The sequence below is a fragment of the uncultured Citricoccus sp. genome, assembly GCF_937871995.1.
Taxonomy (GTDB): Bacteria; Actinomycetota; Actinomycetes; order Actinomycetales; family Micrococcaceae; genus Citricoccus.
In genome coordinates this window covers 69,101-87,519 of the sequence record NZ_CALMQR010000130.1, presented here as the reverse complement: position 1 = coordinate 87,519, position 18,419 = coordinate 69,101, and the positions used below count along the sequence as shown (strand labels likewise).

The 18,419-nt window shown below is 71.1% G+C and carries 20 protein-coding genes; 17 read left to right on the top strand and 3 right to left on the bottom strand.

Features of this window, described 5'->3' with window-relative positions; all coding sequences use genetic code 11:
- From rho to Q0283_RS14915, 15 genes are all read left to right on the top strand, one after another.
- Positions 1 to 1,576, top strand: a 1,576-nt coding sequence (rho, locus tag Q0283_RS14985) for a transcription termination factor Rho (RefSeq protein WP_298045366.1), incomplete at its 5' end; no start/stop codon positions are given.
- Between the two features lie 129 nt (positions 1,577 to 1,705).
- On the top strand, positions 1,706 to 2,812 hold the full coding sequence (gene prfA / locus Q0283_RS14980) for a peptide chain release factor 1 (protein ID WP_183524587.1): 1,107 nt from the start codon (positions 1,706 to 1,708) through the stop codon (positions 2,810 to 2,812).
- Positions 2,813 to 2,822: 10 nt separating this feature from the next.
- Positions 2,823 to 3,848, top strand: a complete 1,026-nt coding sequence (gene prmC / locus Q0283_RS14975; protein ID WP_255459403.1) for a peptide chain release factor N(5)-glutamine methyltransferase — start codon at positions 2,823 to 2,825, stop codon at positions 3,846 to 3,848.
- A gap of 5 nt (positions 3,849 to 3,853) precedes the next feature.
- Complete coding sequence (locus Q0283_RS14970) at positions 3,854 to 4,546, top strand: L-threonylcarbamoyladenylate synthase (RefSeq protein ID WP_183528234.1); 693 nt, start codon at positions 3,854 to 3,856, stop codon at positions 4,544 to 4,546.
- Positions 4,543 to 5,646 (top strand): MraY family glycosyltransferase, encoded by a 1,104-nt coding sequence (locus tag Q0283_RS14965; protein WP_183524590.1) that lies wholly within the window; start codon positions 4,543 to 4,545, stop codon positions 5,644 to 5,646. Before Q0283_RS14970 ends, Q0283_RS14965 begins: the two co-directional genes overlap by 4 nt.
- The gene (locus tag Q0283_RS14960; RefSeq protein ID WP_298045364.1) at positions 5,643 to 6,092 is read left to right on the top strand and encodes a hypothetical protein; all 450 of its coding nucleotides are present in this window, start codon (positions 5,643 to 5,645) and stop codon (positions 6,090 to 6,092) included. The genes Q0283_RS14965 and Q0283_RS14960 overlap by 4 nt, the downstream gene beginning before the upstream one ends.
- 225 nt (positions 6,093 to 6,317) lie before the next feature.
- A complete protein-coding gene (atpB, locus tag Q0283_RS14955; RefSeq protein WP_183524597.1) occupies positions 6,318 to 7,130 on the top strand; it encodes a F0F1 ATP synthase subunit A in 813 nt (270 codons plus the stop codon).
- A gap of 159 nt (positions 7,131 to 7,289) precedes the next feature.
- On the top strand, positions 7,290 to 7,499 hold the full coding sequence (locus Q0283_RS14950) for an ATP synthase F0 subunit C (RefSeq protein WP_010144343.1): 210 nt from the start codon (positions 7,290 to 7,292) through the stop codon (positions 7,497 to 7,499).
- A gap of 69 nt (positions 7,500 to 7,568) precedes the next feature.
- The gene (locus Q0283_RS14945) at positions 7,569 to 8,144 is read left to right on the top strand and encodes a F0F1 ATP synthase subunit B (RefSeq protein ID WP_183524600.1); all 576 of its coding nucleotides are present in this window, start codon (positions 7,569 to 7,571) and stop codon (positions 8,142 to 8,144) included.
- The gene (locus Q0283_RS14940; protein WP_183524603.1) at positions 8,144 to 8,953 is read left to right on the top strand and encodes a F0F1 ATP synthase subunit delta; all 810 of its coding nucleotides are present in this window, start codon (positions 8,144 to 8,146) and stop codon (positions 8,951 to 8,953) included. Before Q0283_RS14945 ends, Q0283_RS14940 begins: the two co-directional genes overlap by 1 nt.
- Positions 8,954 to 9,034: 81 nt before the next feature.
- Positions 9,035 to 10,672, top strand: a complete 1,638-nt coding sequence (gene atpA, locus Q0283_RS14935; RefSeq protein ID WP_183524606.1) for a F0F1 ATP synthase subunit alpha — start codon at positions 9,035 to 9,037, stop codon at positions 10,670 to 10,672.
- Between the two features lie 70 nt (positions 10,673 to 10,742).
- On the top strand, positions 10,743 to 11,636 hold the full coding sequence (locus tag Q0283_RS14930; RefSeq protein WP_298045363.1) for a F0F1 ATP synthase subunit gamma: 894 nt from the start codon (positions 10,743 to 10,745) through the stop codon (positions 11,634 to 11,636).
- Positions 11,637 to 11,691: 55 nt separating this feature from the next.
- On the top strand, positions 11,692 to 13,149 hold the full coding sequence (gene atpD / locus Q0283_RS14925; RefSeq protein WP_298045362.1) for a F0F1 ATP synthase subunit beta: 1,458 nt from the start codon (positions 11,692 to 11,694) through the stop codon (positions 13,147 to 13,149).
- 2 nt (positions 13,150 to 13,151) lie between these two features.
- Positions 13,152 to 13,448 carry a F0F1 ATP synthase subunit epsilon gene (locus Q0283_RS14920; protein WP_010144349.1) on the top strand — a complete coding sequence of 99 codons (297 nt, stop codon included), beginning with the start codon at positions 13,152 to 13,154 and terminating at the stop codon, positions 13,446 to 13,448.
- Position 13,449: 1 nt separating this feature from the next.
- Complete coding sequence (locus Q0283_RS14915; RefSeq protein ID WP_010144350.1) at positions 13,450 to 13,923, top strand: DUF2550 family protein; 474 nt, start codon at positions 13,450 to 13,452, stop codon at positions 13,921 to 13,923.
- Between the two features lie 55 nt (positions 13,924 to 13,978).
- Here Q0283_RS14915 and Q0283_RS14910 read toward each other — a convergent pair whose 3' ends face one another.
- Both Q0283_RS14910 and nucS read right to left on the bottom strand, forming a co-directional pair.
- The gene (locus Q0283_RS14910; protein ID WP_298045360.1) at positions 13,979 to 15,082 is read right to left on the bottom strand and encodes an amidohydrolase family protein; all 1,104 of its coding nucleotides are present in this window, start codon (positions 15,080 to 15,082) and stop codon (positions 13,979 to 13,981) included.
- Positions 15,060 to 15,755 (bottom strand): endonuclease NucS, encoded by a 696-nt coding sequence (gene nucS, locus Q0283_RS14905; protein ID WP_029139162.1) that lies wholly within the window; start codon positions 15,753 to 15,755, stop codon positions 15,060 to 15,062. Before nucS ends, Q0283_RS14910 begins: the two co-directional genes overlap by 23 nt.
- A gap of 69 nt (positions 15,756 to 15,824) precedes the next feature.
- Between nucS and Q0283_RS14900 the strand changes: the two genes are divergently transcribed.
- A complete protein-coding gene (locus Q0283_RS14900) occupies positions 15,825 to 16,202 on the top strand; it encodes a hypothetical protein (RefSeq protein WP_183524621.1) in 378 nt (125 codons plus the stop codon).
- Positions 16,203 to 16,228: 26 nt separating this feature from the next.
- Entirely contained in the window at positions 16,229 to 17,062 is an 834-nt protein-coding gene (locus Q0283_RS14895; RefSeq protein WP_183524624.1) for an alpha/beta hydrolase, read from the top strand.
- Here the strand turns inward: Q0283_RS14895 and Q0283_RS14890 are convergent.
- The gene (locus Q0283_RS14890; protein WP_298045358.1) at positions 17,059 to 18,408 is read right to left on the bottom strand and encodes an AI-2E family transporter; all 1,350 of its coding nucleotides are present in this window, start codon (positions 18,406 to 18,408) and stop codon (positions 17,059 to 17,061) included. The genes Q0283_RS14895 and Q0283_RS14890 overlap by 4 nt on opposite strands.
- Between the last annotated feature and the right edge of the window lie 11 nt (positions 18,409 to 18,419).

The following is an 18,419-nucleotide window of genomic DNA, read 5'->3' as shown; positions in this document are numbered from 1 at the left end:
CGGCACCCGCCAGCAGGACGCCCGCGAGGGCGGCCAGGACCAGCAGTCCGGCCGCGGTTCGCGCAACCGCTCCGAGAACCGTGACCAGCGCGGGGAGTCCCGGGACGGCGACCAGGACCAGCAGTCCGGCCGCGGCTCCCGCAACCAGGGCGAGGGCCGCGACGGTGGCCAGGACCAGCAGTCCGGCCGCGGTGCGCGCAACCGCTCCGAGAACCGTGACCAGCGCGGGGAGTCCCGGGACGGCGGCCAGGACCAGCAGTCCGGCGGGGGACGCGGCCGCAACGACAACCGCAACGACCGCGACGACGACCCCAACAGCCGCCGCAATCGCCGCAACCGCAACCGCAACGACCGCAACCGCAACCGTCGCGGGCGCAGCGGCCCGGAGGTCGACGACACCGAGGTGACCGAGGACGACGTGCTGCTGCCCGTCGCCGGCATCCTGGACGTGCTGGACAACTACGCCTTCGTGCGCACCTCCGGTTACCTGCCGGGGTCGAACGACGTCTACGTCTCGCTGTCCATGGTCAAGAAGTACGGGCTGCGCAAGGGCGACGCCGTCACCGGTGCCATCCGCGCGCCCCGCGACGGGGAGAGCCAGGGCGGCGGCGGCAGCAACCGCCAGAAGTTCAACGCCCTGGTGAAGCTGACCTCGGTCAACGGCCAGCCCGCCGAGGACACCCCGAAGCGCGTCGAGTTCAACAAGCTGGTGCCCCTGTACCCGCAGGAGCGCCTGCGCCTGGAGACCGACCCCAAGCTGATCGGCCCGCGCGTCATCGACCTCGTGGCCCCGATCGGCAAGGGCCAGCGTGGCCTGATCGTCTCGCCGCCCAAGGCCGGCAAGACGATGATCCTGCAGTCGATCGCCAACGCCATCACCACCAACAACCCCGAGGTGCACCTGATGATGGTGCTGGTGGACGAGCGGCCCGAGGAAGTGACCGACATGCAGCGTTCGGTCAAGGGCGAGGTCATCGCCTCGACCTTCGACCGCCCGGCGGACGACCACACGACCGTGGCCGAGCTGGCGATCGAGCGGGCCAAGCGGCTGGTGGAGATGGGCCGCGACGTCGTCGTGCTGCTCGACTCCATGACCCGACTGGGCCGTGCCTACAACCTGGCCGCCCCCGCCTCCGGACGCATCCTCTCCGGTGGTGTGGACTCCTCGGCCCTGTACCCGCCGAAGCGCTTCTTCGGCGCCGCCCGCAACATCGAGAACGGCGGGTCGCTGACCATCCTGGCGACCGCCCTCGTGGAGACCGGGTCCAAGATGGACGAGGTCATCTTCGAGGAGTTCAAGGGCACCGGCAACATGGAGCTGCGCCTGTCCCGCCAGCTGGCGGACAAGCGGATCTTCCCGGCCGTGGACGTCAACGCCTCCGGCACGCGCCGCGAGGAGAACCTGCTCTCCGGCGAGGAGATCAAGATCATGTGGAAGCTGCGCCGGGTGCTGTCCGGCCTGGACACGCAGCAGGCACTGGAGATCCTGACCAACAAGATCAAGGACACCCAGTCCAACGCCGAGTTCCTCATGCTGGTCTCCAAGACCACGCTGGGGCCCAAGGGCGAGAAGTAGCATCGACGCCGGCCCCCGGCCCGCCGCACGGACGCGGCGGGCCGGGGGCTGAGTCGTTCCCACCGACCCCCACCACCGATCCCCGCTGACGGCCACCGCCCCGGGTGGCCACTGACTGAAGGAACCACCATGTTCGAGTCCGTGCAGGAGCTGCTGGACGAGCACCGTGAACTCACCGAGCGGCTCGCCGACCCGGCCGTCCACCAGGACCAGGCCCTGTCCCGCAGGCTCGGACGCCGTTACGCGGAGCTCAACGGGATCGTCTCCGCCCACCGGGCCTGGCGACAGGCCGCCGAGGACCTGGCGGACGCGACGGAACTGGGACAGGACGACCCGGACTTCGCGGCCGAGGTGCCGGCCCTGCAGGATGCCGCGGACCAGGCCGCGGAGCGACTGCGCCGGCTGCTCATCCCGCGCGACCCCTCGGACGCGCGCGACGCCATCCTGGAGATCAAGGGGGGTGAGGGCGGTGAGGAGGCCGCCCTGTTCGCCGCGGACCTGCTGCGCATGTACGTGCGCTTCGCCGAGTCCAGGGGCTGGAAGACGGAGATCCTCTCGTCCACCGAGTCCGACCTGGGCGGGTACAAGGACGTCCAGGTGGCCGTCAAGGGTTCCTCCACGGACCCGGCGGAGGGAGTCTACGCCCACCTGAAGTTCGAGGGCGGGGTGCACCGCGTGCAGCGGGTGCCCGTGACCGAGTCGCAGGGCCGGATCCACACCTCGGCCGCCGGCGTGCTGGTGTTCCCGGAGGTCGATGAGCCGGAGGAGGTCCAGATCGGGGCGAACGACCTGAAGATCGACGTGTTCCGGTCATCGGGCCCCGGTGGCCAGTCCGTCAACACCACGGACTCCGCCGTGCGCATCACGCACCTGCCGACCGGGATCGTGGTGTCCATGCAGAACGAGAAGTCCCAGATCCAGAACCGCGAGGCCGGCATGCGGGTGCTGCGCTCGAGGCTGCTGGCCCACCAGCAGGAACAGCTCGACGCCGAGAACGCGGCCACGCGGGCCTCGCAGGTACGCACCATGGACCGGTCCGAGCGGATCCGGACCTACAACTACCCGGAGAACCGGATCGCCGATCACCGGACCGGGTACAAGGCCTACAACCTCGACGCCGTCCTGGACGGGGACCTGGGCCCGGTCCTGCAGTCCTGCATCGACCTGGACGAGCAGCACCGGCTGGAGTCGCTGGGCCAGCACTCCGGGCGGGACCAGTCCGGCCGGGGGAAGTAGGGGAACGCCCATGGCAGACGCGATGACCACGCCACGCACCATCCCCTCACGGCCTCGCCCGACGCCGGCCGGCACCGGGGGTGCCCCCGGCGTCCGGTCCACGGGAGCACCGCAGGAGCGCGGACTGGCTGTCCTGCTGCGCTCCGGGACCGAGCTGCTGGCCGCTGCCGGGGTGCCGTCCCCGCGCGCCGACGCCGAGCTGTTGGCCGCCCACGTCCTGGGCGCCTCTCGCGGCGAGGTGGCCGCGTGGGCGGTGTCCGGCCGCGCCCTCACCGCGGTGCAGGCCGTGGACCTGCGCCGCCTGCTGATCTCCCGGTCCACGCGCACGCCCCTGCAGTACCTGACCGGCACCGCCCCCTTCCGGTCCGTGGACCTGCAGGTCGGCCCCGGGGTGTTCCTGCCCCGGCCGGAGACCGAGCTCGTGGCCGGCCGGGCCATCGAGGCCCTCGCCGACGCCGCGCGGGTGCGCGGGGCGGGGGATGTCATCGGCGTGGACCTGTGCACCGGTTCCGGGGCGATCGCGGCCGCGTTGGCCGCCGAGGTCCCCGGGGCCCGGTTGCACGCGGTCGAGGCCGACCCGGAGGCCGCCTGGTGGGCCGCCGCCAACCTCGGACCGCGCGGTGTCGACCTGCACCTGGGCGACGCCGCCACCGCACTGTCCGCGCTCGACGGCCGCGTCGACGTCGTGGTGTCCAACCCGCCCTACGTCCCCGACGGACGCATCCCGGAGCAGGCCGAGGCGCGTCGCGACCCCGAGCTCGCGCTCTACGGCGGGGGAGCGGACGGCATGCGGATGCCGGCCGTGATCGCCGCGACGGCGGCCCGGCTGTTGCGTCCCGGCGGCGTGCTGGTCATGGAGCACGACGACACCCAGGAGGCCGCCATGGCCCGGCTGCTCGCCTGCGACGGGCTGTTCACCGAGGTGCTCACCCACGATGACCTCAACGACCGGCCGCGGTTCACCGAGGCCGTCCGCACCGCCCGGCCGGTGCAGGGGCGGGCCACCGGGGGCGACGATGGGACAATGGCACCGTGAGCACGATGATCGACTGCACCACTGAGCCCGGACTGGACGAGGGCATCGCGGCCGCGCGGCAGGCCCTGGGCCGGCAGCAGTGCGTCGTGCTGCCGACCGACACCGTCTACGGGATCGGCGCCGACGCCTTCTCGCCCCAGGCCGTGGCCGTCCTGCTGGCCGCCAAGGGCCGCGGACGCTCGATGCCCCCGCCCGTGCTGATCGGGGCCCCCCAGGTGATGGACGGACTGGCTGTGGAGATCCCCGCGGCCGCCCGGGAGCTGGCCGAGGCCTTCTGGCCCGGTGCCCTCACCCTGATCCTCACCGCCCAGCCGTCATTGGCCTGGGACCTGGGGGAGACCCGGGGGACCGTGGCGCTGCGGGTCCCCGACGACCAGGTCGCCCGCGAGCTGCTCCAGGAGGTCGGTCCGATGGCCGTCTCCAGCGCCAACCGCACCGGCCTGCCGGCCGCGACGTCGGCCCGGGCCGCCGAGGAGATGCTCGGCGACTCCGTGGCCGTCTACCTCGACGACGGCGACCGTGACGTCTCCGCACCCTCGACCATCGTCGACTGCACGGTCTCGCCGTTCCGGGTGGTCCGCCAGGGCGCCCTGGCCTTCTCCGAGCTCGTCCGCGTCGTCCCCGACCTCGTGGGACCGGAACCGGACGCCACCGGCGACGCGGGCCGGTCCGGGCCGGCGGCACCGGGCGGACGATGAGGGCCTACCTCCTCCTGCTGGTCCTGTCCGCCCTCGTCAGCTTCGTCCTGACTCCCGCGGTCCGGGTCCTGGCGCTGAAGGGACGGGTCTACACCCCGCGCCGCCAGCGGGACGTCCACCGCCGCCCCGTGCCGAAGCTCGGCGGCGTGGCCATGTTCGCCGGCGTCCTGGCCGGCCTCGGCATCGGTGCCATGGTCCCGTTCCTGGACGGGATCTTCACCGATCCCGACCCGGTGCGCGGAGTCCTCCTGGCACTGGCCGTGGTCCTGGTCATGGGGGTGGCCGATGACCTGTGGGACCTGCACTGGACGCTCAAGCTCACCGGCCAGGTCGGTGCCGCCGCCCTGGTGGCCCTGCACGGCATCCGCGTCGAGGCCATGCCGGTGGGCTGGATCCCGGTGGGCAGCGAACCCGTCCAGATCGGGCTGACGATCTTCATCCTGGTGCTGACCATGAACGCCATCAACTTCGTGGACGGGCTGGACGGGCTGGCCGCCGGCATCGCGGTGATCGGCGGATCGGCGTTCTTCATCTACTCGTACCTGCTGACCCGGACCATCAACCAGTTCGACTACTCCAACCTGGCCACCCTGCTGATGGCACTGCTCGTCGGCTGCTGCCTGGGGTTCCTGCCGCACAACTTCAACCCGGCCCGGATCTTCATGGGAGAGGTCGGGGCGATGCTCATCGGCCTGCTCCTGGCCACGGCCGCGGTCGCCGTCACCGCCGACTTCGAGGCGATGGAGGGCTTCCGCTTCCGGAACGTGCCGGCGTACATGCCCATCCTGCTGCCGATCGCCGTGGTGGCCCTGCCGCTGATCGACCTCTCGCTGGCCGTGGTGCGGCGCACCGCGCGGGGTTCCAGCCCGTTCTCGGCCGACCGCGGCCACCTGCACCACAAGCTCGTGGACGGCGGATACACGCACCGGCAGGCGGTCCTGCTGCTCTACCTGTGGGCCTTCCTCATCGCCTACGGGGTGGTGTCGCTGAACTTCCTCGACTGGCGCATCGTGCTGCCGGTCCTGGCCGTGCTGCTGATCGGCGCCGGCTACCTGACCCTGCATCCCTGGGTCCGCCGTTCCAGAAGGGGGAGCCGATGAGGCCCGCACCGAAGACCCGACGATCCACCGGTGCGGCCCGCGCGCCCCGCCAGAACACGCACGGCTGGTGGGGGATCCTCACGGCCTGCCTGGCCGTGGGCCTCCTCACGCTCGCCGTCGCCACCCTCATCGCCTGGCCGGTGGCCGGCGCCGGGGCCGCCGGATCGCTGGGACTGGCGGGCGTGGCCGTCGTGGTCCTGTCCGCCATGACCCTGGCGCTCACCGCCTGGTCCTGGAACCGCTGGCGTGACCAGGCCATCGTCATCGCCCTGTTCGGCTTCGTGGTCAAGCTCGTCCTGATGGCGGTGCTGCTCACGGCGGTGCCCGTCCCGGCCTGGCTCCAGCCCCTCCCCACGGGCGTGGGGGCGCTCCTGGCCATCCTCGTCTGGCAGGCCACCGAGGTGATGGTCTTCGCCCGCACCCGGCAGCAGATCTACGACGACTGAGCCGCTCCGCCGGCCCGACTTCGACACAACGTAGAAATAAATCGTCCTGAGGCCCGGAAACCGCCTCGAAACGGCCGATCTGGTCATGAGCACCGTGCCCGGTTTGATAGGCTCATCAACGATCAATAACGACGGTCCGGGCCGAGCCGTGTCGCCGCCCGGGACCGCGTGGAGGGAACGCCCACTGACCGCGTTCCGCTGACGGACACTGCAGAGAGGATCAGCGTGCTACCGATCGTGCTCGCCAGCTCCACCAACGAGGGTGGATTTGTTCCTCCCACGATCGACGACGCTCACCTCCCGGACATCATCCCCTGGATGGCCGAGTACGGCACCGGTTTCGGCAAGCAGATGGCCATGATCATCCTGTCGGTCATCCTGATCACCGCCTTCTTCATGCTGGCGATGCGCAAGGCGCAGCTCAAGCCCGGCAAGGTCCAGTGGCTGGCCGAGTCCGGTTACGCGTTCGTGCGCAACGGCATCGGCCGGGACATCATCGGCGAGAAGGAATTCAAGGCCTGGGTGCCGCTGCTGTTCGGCATCTTCTTCTTCATCCTGCTGAACAACATCTTCGGCGCCATCCCGCTGCTGCAGCTGCCGAGCTTCTCGCACGCCGGTTCGGCCTACGCCATGGCGCTGATCGTCTACATCATCTGGATCGGCGTCGGCGTCCGCCGCAACGGGCCGCGCTACTTCAAGCTCGCCGTCGTCCCCAGCGGGGTGCCGGGCTGGATCCTGCCGCTGCTGGTGCCGCTGGAGATCATCTCCAACTTCATCGTCCGGCCGCTGACCCACTCCCTGCGTCTGATGGCCACCATGCTCTCCGGCCACATGATCGTGATGCTGGCCGGCGCCGGCGCGCAGTTCCTCATCATGGAGACCGGGAACCTCGCACTGCAGGGCACCGGCGTGCTGGTGATCCTCGGGTTCGTGGCCATGTACTTCCTGGAGCTGCTGATCATGTTCCTGCAGGCCTTCGTCTTCACCCTGCTGACCGCGATCTACATCCAGGGCGCCCTCGCCGCCAACGAACACTGACCTTCCGGCCCCGCACCCGGCCCGGCAGTAGACGGGACGGAGCGGGAACGGGGTGACGGACGCCGTCCGGCACCACATGACTTCCCGGTACCGGCAATCGCCGGAACCACGCCGGGGATTCCCTCACAACCTGCCGCCTGGCATCTTGAAAGGAACACCATGGAAATCACCGGTAACCTGAACCTCATCGGCTACGGCCTGGCCGCCATCGGCTCCGCGATCGGCGTGGGCCTGATCTTCGCCGCCTACATCAACGGCGTCGCCCGCCAGCCGGAGGCCCAGCGCATCCTGCAGCCGATCGCCCTGCTCGGCTTCGCCCTGGCCGAGGCCCTCGCCATCCTGGGCCTGGTCTTCGCCTTCGTCCTCTAATTCCTGTCCATCCTCGGCCGGCAGTCCGGCCACCCATGACAGGAAATATCACCAAAGGATGGTTGAACCATGATCAGGTCTGAAACGATCCTCGCGGCAGCCGAGGGGGCGAATCCTCTCGTCCCCAACTGGTGGGAGGTGCTGGTCACCGCCGTCGGCTTCGCCGTGCTGATGTTCCTCGTGATCAAGTACATCGCACCGGCCCTGGAGAAGGCGTACCAGGACCGGTATGCCGCGATCGAAGGCGGCCTCGAGAAGGCGGAGAAGGCCCAGGCCGAGGCCAACGCCCTCAAGGCGAATTACGAGCAGCAGCAGCAGGAGGGCTACGCCGAGGCCAATCGCATCCGCGAGGAGGCGCGCGCCGAGGGTGCCCAGATCCTGGCCGACGCCCGCGAGAAGGCCTCCGGCGAGGCGGCCCGCATCGTCGAGCAGGCCCACGCCCAGATCGCCGCCGAGCGCCTGCAGGCCGAGTCCTCGCTGCGCAACGACGTCGGCGCCCTGGCCACCACCCTGGCCGGCCGCATCGTGGGCGAGTCCCTCGAGGACGATGCCCGCTCGCAGCGCGTCGTGGACCGGTTCCTCGCGGACCTCGAGCGCAGCGAGACCGTGGGCCAGGCCTCCACCAGCGCAGGTGCTGCTGAGTAATGGCCGGTGCATCTTCCGACTCACTGACGGCCGCCCGCCGGGACCTGGACTCCGTCCTGACCACCGGTGGACTCCCGCTGGCCGGCGAACTGTTCTCGGCACTCGGGACGGTCGACTCCAGCGCGCCCCTGCGCCGGGCCCTGACCGATCCCTCGTGGACGACCGAGCGTCGCGTCGGCGTGGTCCGGTCCCTGTTCGGCGGCAAGCTCTCCGAGGCGGGCTTCACCGTCCTGGCCGACCTCGCCGGCCGCCGCTGGTCCCGGGACCGGGACTTCGGTGACGCGCTCGAGCAGCTGGCCACCACCGCGGTGGCCGGGTCCGCCGAACGCGAGGGCCTGGGCGGACTGGAGCGGCTCTCGGACGAGCTGTTGTCCTTCAACCGTGCGGTCGGGGAATCCCATGATCTCCAGCGTGCACTGACGGATCCGCAGGCCCCCGCCGCAGCCCGGGGCACCCTGGCCGAGCGACTGATGGGAGGCGCCTCCCCGGAGGCGCGCCTGCTGGTGCGCCAGGCCGTGGAGAACCCGCGCGGCAGCAAGCCGGTCGACCTGGTCCGGGACTTCGTGGACGCCGTGGCCCAGCGCCAGCGGACGTGGATCGCCGAGGTCACGGTCGCCCGTCCGCTCGGGCCCGGGCAGCAGGAACGCCTGGCCTCCGGGCTCAAGCGCCTCTTCGGCCGCGACCTGAAGCTGGACGTGGCCGTCGATCCCGAACTGGTCGGTGGCATCCGGGTCCAGGTGGGCGACGACGTCGTCGACTCCTCCCTCCAGACCCGGCTCCTCGACCTCCAGCGGAAACTGGCCGGCTGAGGCCGGTCCGACGAATCCACCCAGACACCTTCGGTCATCGTCATCTCGATGATCACCAACGTTAGAGAGCAGGGAACGCAGATGGCCGACTTGACCATCAACGCTGACGATGTTCGCAATGCCCTGAATGAGTTCGCGGCATCCTACGAACCGGCCGGCACCGAACGTGTGGAGGTCGGCCACGTCGTCTCCGCCGCGGACGGCATCGCCCGTGTGGAGGGACTGCCCTCCGCCATGGCCAACGAGCTGCTTCGCTTCGAAGACGGCACGCTGGGCCTGGCCCAGAACCTCGACACCCGTGAGATCGGCGTCGTCGTCCTGGGCGACTTCCAGGGCATCGAGGAGGGCCAGGAGGTGCAGCGCACCGGAGAGGTCCTCTCCGTCCCGGTGGGCGATGCCTTCCTGGGCCGCGTCGTGGACCCGCTGGGTGCACCGATCGACGACCTGGGACCCATCCAGGCCGAGGGACGCCGCGCCATGGAGCTGCAGGCGCCGGGCGTGACCCAGCGCAAGTCCGTCGAGGAGCCCCTCCAGACCGGCATGAAGTCCATCGACGCGATGATCCCGATCGGCCGCGGCCAGCGCCAGCTGATCATCGGTGACCGCCAGACGGGCAAGACCGCCATCGGCATCGACACGATCCTGAACCAGAAGGACAACTGGGCCTCGGGCGACCCGAAGAAGCAGGTCCGCTGCATCTACGTGGCCGTCGGCCAGAAGGCCTCCACCATCGCCGCCGTCCGCCACACCCTGGAGGAGAACGGCGCGCTGGAGTACACCACGATCGTGGCCTCCCCGGCCTCTGACCCGGCTGGCTTCAAGTACCTGGCCCCCTACGCCGGCTCGGCCATCGGCCAGCACTGGATGTACGGCGGCAAGCACGTCCTGATCATCTTCGACGACCTCTCCAAGCAGGCCGAGGCCTACCGTGCGGTCTCGCTGCTGCTGCGCCGCCCGCCGGGACGCGAGGCCTACCCGGGTGACGTGTTCTACCTGCACTCCCGGCTCCTGGAGCGTTGTGCCAAGCTCTCCGACGAGCTCGGCGGCGGCTCGATGACCGGCCTGCCGATCGTGGAGACCAAGGCGAACGACGTCTCGGCCTACATCCCGACCAACGTCATCTCCATCACCGACGGCCAGATCTTCCTGCAGTCGGACCTGTTCAACGCCAACCAGCGTCCCGCCGTGGACGTGGGCATCTCCGTGTCCCGCGTCGGCGGCGCCGCGCAGATCAAGGCCATGAAGAAGGTCTCCGGCACCCTGAAGCTGGACCTGGCCCAGTACCGCGACCAGCAGGCCTTCGCCATGTTCGCCTCGGACCTGGATCCGGCCACCCGCCGCCAGCTGGCCCGTGGCGAGCGCCTGACCGAGCTGCTGAAGCAGCCGCAGTACAACCCGTACCCGGTCGAGGAGCAGGTCGTGTCCATCTGGGCCGGCGCCAACGGCCACCTGGACGAGGTCCCGGTCGAGGACGTGCTGCGGTTCGAGCGCGAGTTCCTGGACCACCTGCGCCACAAGGACCTGGTCCTGGCGTCGATCCGGGAGACCGGCAAGCTCGAGGACTCCGCCCTGGAGACCCTCAAGGCCGAGGTCGAGTCCTTCAAGAAGGGCTTCTTCGGCGAGGGCGACAGCCAGCTCGTGGCCGCCGGGCACGAGGAACACGATCCGCTGGCGGCCGACGCGGTCACCCAGGAAAAGATCGTCAAGCAGAAGCGCTGACCGTGACCGCTCACCGGTGCCCGCCCGCGAGGGCGGGCACCGGTGAGCGGGAACGAAGGAAAGGACAACCATGGGAGCCCAGATCCGGGTCTACCGCCAGAAGATCGCCTCGACGCAGTCGATGCAGAAGATCTTCAAGGCGATGGAGCTGATCGCCACGTCCCGTATCGGCAAGGCCCGCGAACGCGTGGCCGCGTCGCTGCCGTACGCCAACGCGATCACCCGCGCCGTGTCCGCCGTGTCATCGCAGCAGGACATCGAGCACGTGCTGACCTCCGAGGTGGAGAACCCGCGCCGTTCGGCCGTGCTGATCCTGTCCTCGGACCGTGGCATGGCCGGGGCCTACTCCGCCAACATCCTGCGCCACGCCGAGGAGCTGCTGGAGAAGCTGCACTCCGAGGGCAAGGAGACCGACGTCTACCTCGTCGGCCGCAAGGCCCAGGGGTACTTCGACTTCCGGGGCCGGGAGTACAAGGACATCTGGTCCGGGGACACCGACAGCCCGAAGTTCGAGCGCGCCCGGGAGATCGGCCGCACGCTGGTCGACTCGTTCCTGCACGACACCGAGGACGGTGGCGTGGACGAGATCCACGTCGTCTTCACCGAGTTCCACTCGCTCGTCAGCCAGGTGCCGACCGTCGTCCGGCTGCTGCCCCTCGAGGTGGTGGAGGAGGAGGTCACCGACGAGACCGAGCTGCTGCCGCTCTACGAGTACGAGCCGGCACCGGAGGACGTCCTCGACGCCCTGCTGCCGAAGTACATCGAGTCCCGGATCTTCTCGGCGATGCTCCAGTCGGCCGCCTCGGAGCTGGCCAACCGCCAGCGGGCCATGAAGTCCGCCGGTGACAACGCCAAGGACCTCGTCCGCGAGTACACGCTCAAGATGAACAACGCCCGCCAGGCCGAGATCACCCAGGAACTCACCGAGCTGATCGCCGGTGCGGACGCGCTCAGCGCATCCTGACCCCGGGCCGACCGGCACCACAGCAACCGCCATCCACACCAAAGAAGTGAGAGAGATGACTGCCACCACGAACGAACAGGGCACCGGTACCGCCACCGGCGGCGCCATCGGTCGCATCGCCCGCGTGATCGGCCCGGTGATCGACGCCGAATTCCCCGCGGACGCCATGCCGGCCGTGTACAACGCCCTGACCGCCGAGATCACCCTCAACGGTGAGACCCGCACCGTCACCTTCGAGACCGCGCAGCACCTGGGCGACAACCTGGTCCGCGCCATCTCCCTGCAGTCCACCGACGGACTGGTCCGGGGCGCCTCCGTGACCGACTCCGGCGCACCGATCTCCGTCCCGGTGGGCGAGGTCGTCAAGGGCCACATCTTCAACGTCCTGGGTGAGTCCCTGGACGTGCCGACCTCCGAGCTGCAGGTCACCGAGCGCTGGCCGATCCACCGCCCGGCGCCGAACTTCGCGGCACTCGAGGGCTCCACCGAGATGCTCGAGACCGGCATCAAGGTCATCGACCTGCTGACCCCGTACATCAAGGGCGGCAAGATCGGCCTGTTCGGCGGCGCCGGCGTGGGCAAGACCGTGCTCATCCAGGAGATGATCACCCGTGTGGCCCGCAACTTCGGCGGCACCTCCGTGTTCGCCGGTGTCGGCGAGCGTACCCGTGAGGGCAACGACCTCTGGGTCGAGATGGAGGAGGCGGACGTCCTGAAGGACACCGCCCTCGTGTTCGGCCAGATGGACGAGCCGCCGGGAACCCGTCTGCGCGTCGCCCTGACCGGCCTGACCATGGCCGAGTACTTCCGTGACGAGATGAACCAGGACGTCCTGCTGTTCATCGACAACATCTTCCGCTTCTCGCAGGCCGGTTCCGAGGTCTCCACGCTGCTGGGCCGCATGCCCTCCGCCGTGGGCTACCAGCCGAACCTCGCCGACGAGATGGGCGTGCTCCAGGAGCGCATCACCTCCACCCGCGGCCACTCCATCACCTCGATGCAGGCCGTCTACGTCCCCGCGGACGACTACACCGACCCGGCCCCGGCCAACGTGTTCGCCCACCTGGACGCCACCACGAACCTGACGCGTACCCTGGCCTCCCGTGGCCTGTACCCCGCCGTGGACCCGCTGGCCTCGACCTCGCGCATCCTCGACCCGCAGTACGTGGGCCAGGAGCACTACGACGCCGCCACCCGCGTGAAGCAGATCCTGCAGAAGAACAAGGAACTGCAGGACATCATCGCGATCCTCGGTGTCGACGAGCTCTCAGAAGAGGACAAGATCGTCGTCTCCCGCGCCCGCCGCATCGAGCAGTTCCTGTCCCAGAACACCTACACCGCCAAGCAGTTCACCGGCGTGGAGGGTTCGACCGTCCCGATCAAGGACACCATCGAGGGCTTCAATGCCATCGCCAACGGTGACCTCGACCACATCTCCGAGCAGGCGTTCTACAACGTCGGCGGACTGGACGACGTCGAGCGCAACTGGGCCAAGATCCAGTCGGAGAACTGATCATGGCTGACAGGCACGAACTCGAGGTGGAGATCGTGGCGGAGGACCACTTCGTGTGGTCCGGACCGGCGCAGTCGGTCAGCGCCCGGACCATCGACGGCGAGATCGGCATCCTGCCGGGTCACACCCCGATGCTGGCCGTGCTGGGCGACGGCGACGTCGTCGTCCAGCAGGCCGGCGGGCAGACCATCACGGCCCACGCCGAGGGCGGGTTCTTCTCCGTGGACAACGACCGCGTGGTCATCGTGGCGGGTGCGGCGTCCCTGAACGGGACCGCGGCCGGACAGGGCGCAGCCTGACGTGAGCCCCGGGTGGTCGGCACTGGTCGCGGCGATCGCCGCCGCGCTGCTGGTGCTCGCCTTCATGGTGTGGTGGCGCTGGCGCACCCTGGTGCGCACGCCCGGGACGTTCACGGCCCGTGCCCGGCCCGCGGACGAGCGCGGCGCCGGGACGCTGGTCATCGGCCGGTATGACGAGGCCGGGCTGGACCTGATGACGGTCTGGTCGATCGATCCCCGGCCCCGGTGGAAGGCGGCCCGACACCAGTTGCGGCTGCGCCGCGGGGCGCCCGGGCGGCAGGACGGGTCGGTGGTGGTGCGCGTGGATGGCGGGCCGTCACCGATCGACCTGGACATCCACACGGATGACTGCTCGGGTCTCTCGGCCTGGATCGAGGCCGGCCCCGCGGTCGGTTTCGGCACGTGGCGGGAGATGCCGTCCCGACGTCACCGGGCCAGCCGGGGCCACCGGGCCTCGCGCCGCCGGGCCCACTGAGCTCCGGTCGGAACATCCTCCAGCGCATCGCCGTGACGGCGGTGCGCTGGATGCGTTAACGACCCCGGCGGAGGGGATGTCCCGCGGGGAGTATGATGTCGCCCGGCACCCCGGGTGCGTCCCACACCACCCAGCCGGAGTCCCGGCGCCCGGGCGGCAGGCCCCGGGCCGGGGTGGCGGTCACCGAGCGCACGGCGGCGTCCCGGGCCACGCCCCACTCCAGCAGCAGGCCCAGGGCCCGGTCCAGGGACACCGACCCGGAGGCCAGGGTGCCCGAGGCGGCCAGCCTCGGCGCGCTGCCCGGTGCGGAGTCCAGGTCCACGCGTCCGAGCCGGTGGCGGCCCGGTGCCGCACCCGTGGCGGCGGAGGCGTCGGAGACCACGCAGACCGCGTCGGGCACCAGCGCGATGACGTCGCGCACCACGGCCGGGTCCACGTGCCGTCCGTCGGCGATCAGCTCGAGCCGCAGCAGGCCCCCTGCCGCCGCCCGCAGGGCACCGGGGACGGGCCCCGGACGACGATGGTGGAAGCCGGCCATGGCGTTGAACAGGTGGGTGACCGCGGGCGGCCCGGGCGCCCCGGCGAGCCGGTCCAGGGCATCGTCGAACTGGTCCGCCGTGGCGTCCGTGTGGCCGGGGGAGGGACTGACCCCGGCGGCCAGCAGCGCGGCCTCCAGACCGGCCGCCCCGTCCAGTTCTGGGGCGTAGGTCATGGCGGTGATGGCGTTGCCGCCCCCGGACCCGGGATCCGTGCCACCCTGCGCACCGGCCTCCAGCAGGGCGTGCACCAGCGCCCGGGACGCGCCGGTGCCCGGGGCGAGGAGGTCTGCCGGGGGGTGTGCCCCGCACCGGGCGGGGGACAGGAACGGGCCCTCCAGGTGGATTCCCGCCAGGTCCCCGGAGCGGACCAGCGGGGCGAGCCGGCGCACCGCGGCCAGCATCTCGGACGCCGGCATCGTGGGCACGGAGGCCACCACGCGGGTCACCCCGCGCCCGGCGAGCGCGGCCAGCGCCGTGCGCACGGCCTCCGGTCCGGCGGTCGCGAAGTCGGTGCCGCCGTAGCCGTGGCAGTGCTGGTCCACGAGGCCCGGGGTGACCAGGCGCCCGGGGGCGTGCGGACGGGGGACGGGGACGGGGTCAGAAGAGGCGGGACTCGGCATCGTCCACGCCGCGCATCGCGTCGTAGTCCAGGGTGAGGCAGCGGATGCCGCGGTCCTCGGCGAGTGTACGGGCCTGGGGCTTGATCTGCTGGGCGGCGAAGACGCCCCGGACCGGGGCCAGCAGCGGGTCCCGGTTCATCAGGTCGAGGTAGCGGGTGAGCTGCTCGACACCGTCGATGTCCCCGCGGCGCTTCAGCTCGACCGCCACGGTGCCGCCCTCGGGGTCACGGGCCAGGATGTCGACCGGGCCGATGGCCGTCATGTGCTCCCGCCGGACCAGCGAGTGGCCCGTGCCGAGCAGCTCGATCTGCTCGGCCAGCAGGCGCTGCAGGTCGGCCTCGACGCCGTCCTTGACGAGCCCGGGGTCGACGCCCAGCTCATGCGAGGTGTCGTGCAGGACCTCGAAGACGTGCACGACCAGGCGGTCGTCGGCCTTGGTCGACTGCACGGTCCACACCTCGCGCACGCCCTCCTCGGCGAGTTCCTCGGAGGGCGGGGCGACCCGCAGCGTCGCCGGCGGACTCATCCAGTTGAGGGGCTTGTAGGACCCGCCGTCGGAGTGGACCAGGACGGAGCCGTCCGCCTTGACCAGGAGCAGGCGGGTGGCCTGCGGCAGGTGGGCGCGCAGGCGCCCCTCGTAGTTGACGGAACACCGGGCAATCACCAAACGCACACCGGGCAGTCTACTGGCAGCCGGCGCCCGGACGGCTCCACCGCGCCCGTGCTGTGACACCATGAGGAGGTGCCCCGTTCCAACCGACCCCGCCGCCGCCCCGGTACCGGAGCGGGTGCCGGACGCGCCGGTCGCCACCGGGGGACGGAGCCGGCGTCGGGGGTGGGGCCCGGCGGCCCCGGAGAACTGGACCGGTTGCTGGGACTGGACCCCGGCTACCGGCACGAGACCGGTCCCGACGGCGGCTGGCACGTGCGCAGGATCCCCGCCTGGCGCGCCGTGAAGGACTACACCTGCCCGGGGTGCGGGCGCACCATCCCGCCGGGGCTCGCCCACCTGGTGGCCTGGCGCAGCGACTCGATCCTGGGTGACGAGGCCGCCGGCGCGGAGCGGCGCCACTGGCATCCCAAGTGCTGGAGCACGCGCCGGCAGGACGGACGGTACTGACGATGCCGCACCCACAGGACGGCCCGATGCGCGGGGCCCCCGACGACGCCCCCGCGGTCCCCTTGCCTCCCGGGCCCGTGGCCGAGGACTACCGGGACACGCGGGGAGCGGAACCGATCCATTCCCGGACGGTGTTGCCCGCCGCGCGCGAACGCATCGTGCTGCGCACCGAGGACGGCCTGGACCTGGTCGGCGAACTCGCCGTGCCCGTCGACCGGGCACCCCGGGCCACGCTCGTGACTTTCCACCCGCTTCCCACGGTGGGCGGGCACATGGACTTCCACCTCTACCTCAAGGCGGCCCAGTGGCTTCCGGCGACGGCCGGGTTGGCCGTGCTGCGGTTCAACACGCGCGGCACGTGCTCGGCGCGCGGTTGCTCGGACGGGTCGTTCGGTGACGGCGTCTCCGAGCGGGCCGACGTGGCCGCGGCGCTGGCGTTCGTGGCCGAGCGGTCACTGCCGGCCCCCTGGCTGCTGGGCTGGTCCTTCGGCACCGAGCTGGTGCTCAAGCACGGGTTGCTGGTGCCCCACGCCCAGCGGGCCGTGGGCGGGATCCTGCTCTCACCGCCGCTGCGCCGCTCCACCCCGGACGACCTGGACCGCTGGGCAGCCGACGGACGGCCCCTGCGGGTGCTCGTCCCCGGCCTGGACGACACGTTGCGACCGGCCGAGGCGGTGCGGCGCTTCGCCCGGGTGCCGCAGGCCGAGGTGGTCGGCGTCGACGGGGCGCGGCACCTGTGGGTGGGCCGGACCCACACGCACCGGGCCCTGGACGAGGTGGCGTCCACGGCGCTGGGCAGGGCAGTGCGGATGCCGGCGACGTGGGACGGACCGGTCCTGGCCGGTGTCCGCCAGGCCTAGAGACGGTCCTGCCGGGGCAGGAGGACCTCCCGGACCACCAGCATCACCCCGGCGGCCAGCGGGATGGCCATGAGGGCCCCGAGCACGCCCAGCAGCGCCGCCCCGGCGATCACCGCGATCACGGCCACCGAACCGGGCACGGCCACGGCCTTGCTCATCACCCGCGGGGAGACGAAATAGGCCTCGACCTGCAGGTAGGTGAAGTAGATGGCCGCAAAGATCAGGGCCTGCTGCCAGCCACCCGTCAGTGCGACGGCGGTGATGATGATCCCACCGGTGAGGGCGCCCACCAGTGGGATGAACGCCATCAGCCCGGCGAAGAACGCCAGCAGCGCACCGAAGGGCAGTCCGGCGATCGAGACGGCGATGAAGGCCACGAGGCCGTTCAGCACGGCCACGACCGACTGGCCGATGACGTAGAAGCCCACCGAGGAGGTGATCTCCTCGCCCAGGTACTCCACGCGATGCCTGCGGGAGCGCGGGGCCAGCCGGTAGGCCCAGAACTTCATGGCCGGCAGGGACACCAGGAAGTACAGCGTCAGCACGAGCACGATCAGCACGGAGAAACCGGTGTTGACGATCGCGCTGCCCACGCCGAACAGTCCGCCGAAGATCGCGGTGTAGTTGGCGGAGTCCGCCACGAACCTGTTCATCTCCGTCTCCGCGATCTCCCGGATGCCGAACTGCGAGTCCAGGTCGTGGAAGAACTGGGACTCCAGGAAGTCCGAGACCATGTCCGGCAGGTCGTTGACGAACGCCGTGGTCTGCTCCACCACGGTGGGGATGAGCAGGGAGAAGAAGGCCGTGAGGATGGCCGCCAGCAACAGCAGCGCGGCCGCGACGCCTACTCCGCGGGGGGCGCCCCAGCGTTCGATCCGGCGCACGATCGGGTCCAGGCCCAGCGAGATGAACAGTGCCGCGCCGATCCACACCAGCAACTGCGTGTTGGCCGAGAGGATGCCGTAGACCAGCAGTGCCAGCCCGACGCCCACGGTCAGCAGGAACCCGGTCTGGATGGGGTGGGCGGCACCGATGAGCCGCACCCGGCTCTCCTCGGGGACCTCGGCCGTGTCCACCGGCGCCCGTTCCGCCTCCGGGGAGCGGACGTCGAACCGGGGCCGGGGCCGGGCGCCCGGCACCCGCCGGGTGGCGAGGACGCGCCGGAGGAACCCCGGCGGGCGCCGGGGTTCCGGGGGCTCGCGGTCGTCGGCCACCGGGGCGGCGGGCGCCGGGGCGCCGGCCGTCGGGACCGCAGCCGAGGGCGGCCCCGGGGGGCGGCCGGCGGCCTCCGGGCCGGCGCCGGCGACAGGGCCGGGGCCCGGTCGGGAGGGGTCATGGTCCTGCACAAGCGACAGGT

Bases quoted from the DNA above. Each gene is read 5' to 3' on its own strand.
- prfA (WP_183524587.1), top strand. From the start codon at position 1,706: ATGTTCGAGTCCGTGCAGGAGCTGCTGGACGAGCACCGTGAACTCACC.
- Q0283_RS14950 (WP_010144343.1), top strand. From the start codon at position 7,290: ATGGAAATCACCGGTAACCTGAACCTCATCGGCTACGGCCTGGCCGCC.
- Q0283_RS14940 (WP_183524603.1), top strand. From the start codon at position 8,144: ATGGCCGGTGCATCTTCCGACTCACTGACGGCCGCCCGCCGGGACCTG.
- atpA (WP_183524606.1), top strand. From the start codon at position 9,035: ATGGCCGACTTGACCATCAACGCTGACGATGTTCGCAATGCCCTGAAT.
- Q0283_RS14970 (WP_183528234.1), top strand. From the start codon at position 3,854: ATGATCGACTGCACCACTGAGCCCGGACTGGACGAGGGCATCGCGGCC.
- Q0283_RS14920 (WP_010144349.1), top strand. From the start codon at position 13,152: ATGGCTGACAGGCACGAACTCGAGGTGGAGATCGTGGCGGAGGACCAC.
- Q0283_RS14910 (WP_298045360.1), bottom strand. From the start codon at position 15,082: ATGCCGAGTCCCGCCTCTTCTGACCCCGTCCCCGTCCCCCGTCCGCAC.
- Q0283_RS14895 (WP_183524624.1), top strand. From the start codon at position 16,229: ATGCGCGGGGCCCCCGACGACGCCCCCGCGGTCCCCTTGCCTCCCGGG.
- Q0283_RS14945 (WP_183524600.1), top strand. From the start codon at position 7,569: ATGATCAGGTCTGAAACGATCCTCGCGGCAGCCGAGGGGGCGAATCCT.
- Q0283_RS14965 (WP_183524590.1), top strand. From the start codon at position 4,543: ATGAGGGCCTACCTCCTCCTGCTGGTCCTGTCCGCCCTCGTCAGCTTC.
- Q0283_RS14930 (WP_298045363.1), top strand. From the start codon at position 10,743: ATGGGAGCCCAGATCCGGGTCTACCGCCAGAAGATCGCCTCGACGCAG.
- atpD (WP_298045362.1), top strand. From the start codon at position 11,692: ATGACTGCCACCACGAACGAACAGGGCACCGGTACCGCCACCGGCGGC.
- prmC (WP_255459403.1), top strand. From the start codon at position 2,823: ATGGCAGACGCGATGACCACGCCACGCACCATCCCCTCACGGCCTCGC.
- Q0283_RS14960 (WP_298045364.1), top strand. From the start codon at position 5,643: ATGAGGCCCGCACCGAAGACCCGACGATCCACCGGTGCGGCCCGCGCG.